This is a genomic window from Noviherbaspirillum denitrificans, assembly GCF_002211445.1.
In the GTDB taxonomy this organism is placed as follows: Bacteria; Pseudomonadota; Gammaproteobacteria; order Burkholderiales; family Burkholderiaceae_D; genus Noviherbaspirillum; species Noviherbaspirillum denitrificans.
In genome coordinates, this window is sequence record NZ_LSTO01000001.1 from 1,392,386 (window position 1) to 1,396,803 (window position 4,418).

General features: G+C 63.1%; 5 protein-coding genes. 1 reads left to right on the forward strand and 4 read right to left on the reverse strand.

What is annotated here, in order from left to right; genetic code table 11:
- Positions 1-221, reverse strand: a 221-nt coding sequence (gene hpf, locus AYR66_RS06915) for a ribosome hibernation-promoting factor, HPF/YfiA family (protein WP_141104180.1), incomplete at its 3' end; no start/stop codon positions are given.
- Positions 222-484: 263 nt separating this feature from the next.
- On the opposite strand from hpf, the gene AYR66_RS06920 reads away from it, so the two are divergent.
- Entirely contained in the window at positions 485-1,351 is an 867-nt protein-coding gene (locus AYR66_RS06920) for a DUF4214 domain-containing protein (protein WP_170942088.1), read from the forward strand.
- A gap of 153 nt (positions 1,352-1,504) precedes the next feature.
- On the opposite strand, the gene AYR66_RS06925 is transcribed toward AYR66_RS06920, so the two are convergent.
- The 3 genes from AYR66_RS06925 to AYR66_RS06935 all read right to left on the reverse strand — a co-directional run.
- A complete protein-coding gene (locus AYR66_RS06925) occupies positions 1,505-2,626 on the reverse strand; it encodes a PA0069 family radical SAM protein (RefSeq protein WP_088706903.1) in 1,122 nt (373 codons plus the stop codon).
- A 60-nt stretch (positions 2,627-2,686) separates the two neighbouring features.
- Positions 2,687-3,163 (reverse strand): hypothetical protein, encoded by a 477-nt coding sequence (locus AYR66_RS06930; RefSeq protein ID WP_088706904.1) that lies wholly within the window; start codon positions 3,161-3,163, stop codon positions 2,687-2,689.
- 117 nt (positions 3,164-3,280) lie between these two features.
- Positions 3,281-4,418 (reverse strand): ATP-dependent DNA helicase (locus tag AYR66_RS06935; RefSeq protein WP_141104181.1); only part of this gene is annotated, 1,138 nt, incomplete at its 5' end.

Consider the following 4,418-nt stretch of genomic DNA (forward strand, 5'->3'; position numbering starts at 1 on the left):
TCCTCGGCGAAATGTTCCACATGGATGACATTGCCCTTGAGCCGCATATTGACCTCGGCGCGCTGGCGCTTTTCCTTTTCCGACGGTTTCTCGATGCCCAGGATCACCGCAATATCGATGATCTGGTCGAAGTGGCGGACCACGCGATCCAGCTTGTTTTCAACGTATTCGCGCAAGGATTGGCTGACATCCACATGGTGTCCGGTGATCATCAGGTTCATACGGTCGGCTCCAATTGGCAAGGGACAAAGGGGGATCGCAGGGGCATCGCTGTGCGCCTTGCTTTTGGCTGTAGACGGTTTCCCGGGTAGCAGGTTCACCAGTGCGTGTTTTTCCCGTGGGAAAAGCATTCCGGCTCCCATTTGATGTTGCTCCATCTCAGTGCCCGGCACGTTTGCCCATGCGCAAAAGGGCCTGCCGTATGGCACCTATGATCTCCCTTGCAGCAAGGCAAACCGATTCCTTCAATGCAGGAGAGCACACCATGGCACTGACCGCCACACAAACAGCTATTACCAAGATCTACCTTGGCGCGTTCAACCGCGCACCCGAGAAGTCCGGCCTCGAATACTGGACCGCTGAAGTCACCGGAGGCAAGACGCTCGACCAGGTGACCGACATCATCTTCAGCCTGCCCGTCGTCAAGGCGATCTACCCCGACACGATGAGCAACAGTGCCTTCCTCACCGCCGTCTACACCAACGTTTTCGGCAAGGCGCCGGACGCGGATGGACTCGCCTACTGGAATGCCCAGCTGACTGCCGGCCAGGAGCGCGGCCGCGTGGTCTCCACGATGATCGACGCCGGACTGGGGACGCCCGACGGCACGCCGGGCAAGGCCTTCATCGCCAACCGCATGCAAGCCGCCGTTACCTCGGCCGACCTGCAGCTGACGCGCGGTATTGAAGTCGATGAGCACAAGCAGGCCACGCTGATGCAGGACATCAACGAAACCCCGGCCAGCCTGACCGCCGGCCTGGCCGCCATCGACGCCGCCACGCCGACGCCCATCGCGGCATCGGGACAGGCGACCGGTACGGCGACTGCTGTCACGGACCGTTTCGTTTTCGCGAACGCGGATGCCACCAACTTCAAGGTCATCAACGGACTTGCGGTTGGCGACCAGGTCAGCGTTGCGAATCCTGACAATACCAACGGCGACTTCCATACCGTGGCGGAAGCCAATGCGGGCGCGGTGAATGCACATGGCGAATGGTTCTTCGATTCGGCGAGCGACAACCTGACCTACTGGAATAACGAAGCGGCCGCCGCCGTGACCGTGCAACTGACCGGGGTGGCGACGCTGAGCGCCGATACCAACGCGATCCTGACCGTGACGGCCCTCGGCTGATCGAACGAGAGAGATGAATGCGGGGTGGTCGGTGTGCCACCCCGTGTCTTTTCGGGATCAGCGGCACACCTGCCTGCCGTCATGCGTATCGGTTGCATGTACAGCAGATGGAAGGCATGTTAGCGGGCAAGTGTGACAGCATGATGACCCGCCTTAAAACAACTCGAACTGTCCTTCCGCCGCCGGCCTCCTGAACTGAGACGCGTCGAGCGCCGCATAACCTCTGGACCGCGATCCCAGCCCCAGCCGCGCGACCGCCTTGTCGAAACGCTGCCGGATCAGGTCGGCCCATACACCCTCGCCATGCATGCGCTTGCCGAAGCTGGCGTCGTATTCCTTCCCGCCGCGCATGTCGCGCAAACGGTTCATCACGCGCCGCGCGCGGTCGGGGAAATGTGCTTCCAGCCATTGCTGGAACAACGGATTCACTTCCCACGGCAGGCGCAGCACGATGAAGCTGGCCGCAACCGCGCCGGCATCCGCTGCAGCGGCAAGCACGCGTTCCAGGTCCGGTTCGGTGACGAAGGGAATCACCGGCGCGATGCTCACGCCGACCGGGATGCCGGCATCGGTGAGCGTGCGTATCGTGCGCAGGCGGCGCGCCGGTGCCGCCGCGCGCGGTTCCAGCGTGCGCGCGATGGCGGGATCGAGGGTGGTGATCGTGACGGCCGCAATCGCCTGTCGCCTGGCTGCCATCGCGGCAAGCAGGTCGATGTCGCGTTCGATCAGCGAAGACTTGGTGATGACTGCCACCGGATTGCCGCAGTCGTGCAGCACTTCCAGCACCCGCCGCGTCAGCCGCAGGCTGCGCTCGCAAGGCTGGTAGGCATCGGTGTTGACGCCCAGTGCGATGGATTCGGGCGTCCATGACGGCTTCGCGAGTTCGCGGCGCAGGAGTTCCGGCGCATTCACCTTGGCGTAAATCCGGCTCTCGAAATCCAGCCCGGGCGACAGGCCGAGGTAACTGTGCGTCGGCCGCGCGAAGCAGTAGATGCAGCCGTGCTCGCAGCCGCGATAGGGATTGAGCGACACATCGAACGGCACATCCGGCGAGGCATTGCGCGTGAGGATGCTTTTCGCGTGCTCTTCGACCACTTCGGTCCGGTAGGCGGGTGCGCCTTCTTCCTCGCGCAGCCAACCATCGTCGATCTCTTCACGGACCTCGGTTTCGTAGCGTCCCTGCAGGTTCGTCACAGCGCCCCGGCCCTTGCGCGCGGAGACTGGACGATGGAGGAAAACCGGCTGCGGATCAGGTGAAAAGTCGTCGTCCGGCATGGTTAATATACTGTATATAAATACAGTATATTAACCAGCGAAAGACGGAAGATCAAGGCATCAGCGCTGTGTCACGCGGATCGTGGTGCCGCCCATGTCGAGGTCGCGGATGGTCACGCTGCCGAAGCTGGCGCCGTTGGAGCCGCGCACGCGGATATTGCGGATGCCGACCTCGCCGACCGTGGAGGGCAGGCGCACCAGGACGCTGCCGTCGCGGTCGACAATGGTCGCCGGATTGGCCGGGTTGTACATGGCATCCCTGAAGCTGATGTCCGCATCGAGCAGGCCGGCGAAGGCGTCGCCGACCGGATTGAGCAGGCGCGCGGTGTCGCCGGTCACCTCGATCGCGATGCCGTTGGCGGCGTATAGCGCGATGCGTTGCAGGAAGCGGTCCGCCAGGCCTTGCGCGGCGACGCGCCGCATGTCGTCTTCGGACAAGCGATGCATGCCTGTATCCGCAGCAGCCGCTGCCAGCGGCGCGAGAAGGACCGACGCCAGCAGCGCGGCCGGCACATCATTGCGCGTGAACCATCCCATAAGCTCTCCATGCAGAATGACGGCGCCCCATCGCCGCGCCGGTTTGACTGCACGGGCCATCTTGAAATCCCGCAAGCGAATGAAAGCTTGGCCTTGCGCAGACAGCAATGCTGCGCATCAATGGCGCTCGACCTTCCACCATGAGGGCAGCAGGCGCAGCACGTTCTGCCGAGCGAAGCGGTCATCGATCAGCCACACTGTGCCGCGGTCAGTCTTTGTGCGAATTACCCGTCCCGCCGCTTGCACCACCTTTTGCAGGCCGGGATAGAGATAGGTGTAGTCGTAACCCGTGCCAAAGCTTTCCTGCATGCGCTGCATGATGTGCTCGTTGACGGGATTGAGCTGCGGCAGGCCGAGTGTGGCAATGAAGGCGCCGACCAGGCGCTCGCCCGGCAAGTCGATGCCTTCGCCGAAGGAGCCGCCGAGCACCGCGAAGCCGATGCCGCGTCCGTCCGGCGTGAAGCGCGCGAGGAAAGCATCGCGCGCCGGCTCGTCCATGCCGCGCGACTGCTCCCAGAAGGGAATGCCGGGGAAGCGCGCGGCGAAACGCTGCGCCGCTTTCTGCAGGTAATCGAAACTGCTGAAGAAGGCGAGGTAGTTGCCGGGCTGTTCCTCGTACTGGCGCGCAATCAGTTCCGCGATCGGATCGAGCGATGCATCGCGGTCCTGGTAGCGGGTGGAAATGCCGCGCGCGATGCGCACGCGTAGTTGCGCGGCCTCGAAGGGCGAGGCGACTTCGATGAACACCGTGTCTTCCGGCAGGCCCAGCATGTCGATGTAGAAATCCACCGGCCGCAAGGTCGCGGAAAACAGCGTCGCCGTATGTGCGGTTTCGAAGCGCGGGCGGAGGAACGCGGCAGGGATTACGTTGCGGATGCACAGCACCGACCCGCGCGGGCGCGGCTTGCTGATGTCGAACAGCGAATGCGTGCCGAACACTTCCGCCATGCGCGAAAAATGCAGCGCGTCGAAATAGAACTGCTGCAGTCCGGCATCGAATAGCGCCGGATTCTCCGCCATGTACTCGGTGATGTCGGCAATGACCTGCTGCAAGGCGAAGGAGAATTTTTCCGGCACGTCCGGATACACCTGGTAATCGCTTTCCTGCGCGTTATTGAGTGCATTCCACTGGCGGTACAGGCGGTCCAGTGTTTTCTTCAAGGCGGCGGGGGCGGTGAGGCGCAGCGAACGCAATCCCGCCTGGTCCAGCTCGGCGGTGTACATCTTGCGCGCCCGCTCCACCAGGTTGTGCGCT

Excerpts from the sequence above, each read along its gene's own strand:
- AYR66_RS06925 (WP_088706903.1), bottom strand. The coding sequence starts at position 2,626 with ATGCCGGACGACGACTTTTCACCTGATCCGCAGCCGGTTTTCCTCCAT.
- AYR66_RS06920 (WP_170942088.1), top strand. The coding sequence starts at position 485 with ATGGCACTGACCGCCACACAAACAGCTATTACCAAGATCTACCTTGGC.
- AYR66_RS06930 (WP_088706904.1), bottom strand. The coding sequence starts at position 3,163 with ATGGGATGGTTCACGCGCAATGATGTGCCGGCCGCGCTGCTGGCGTCG.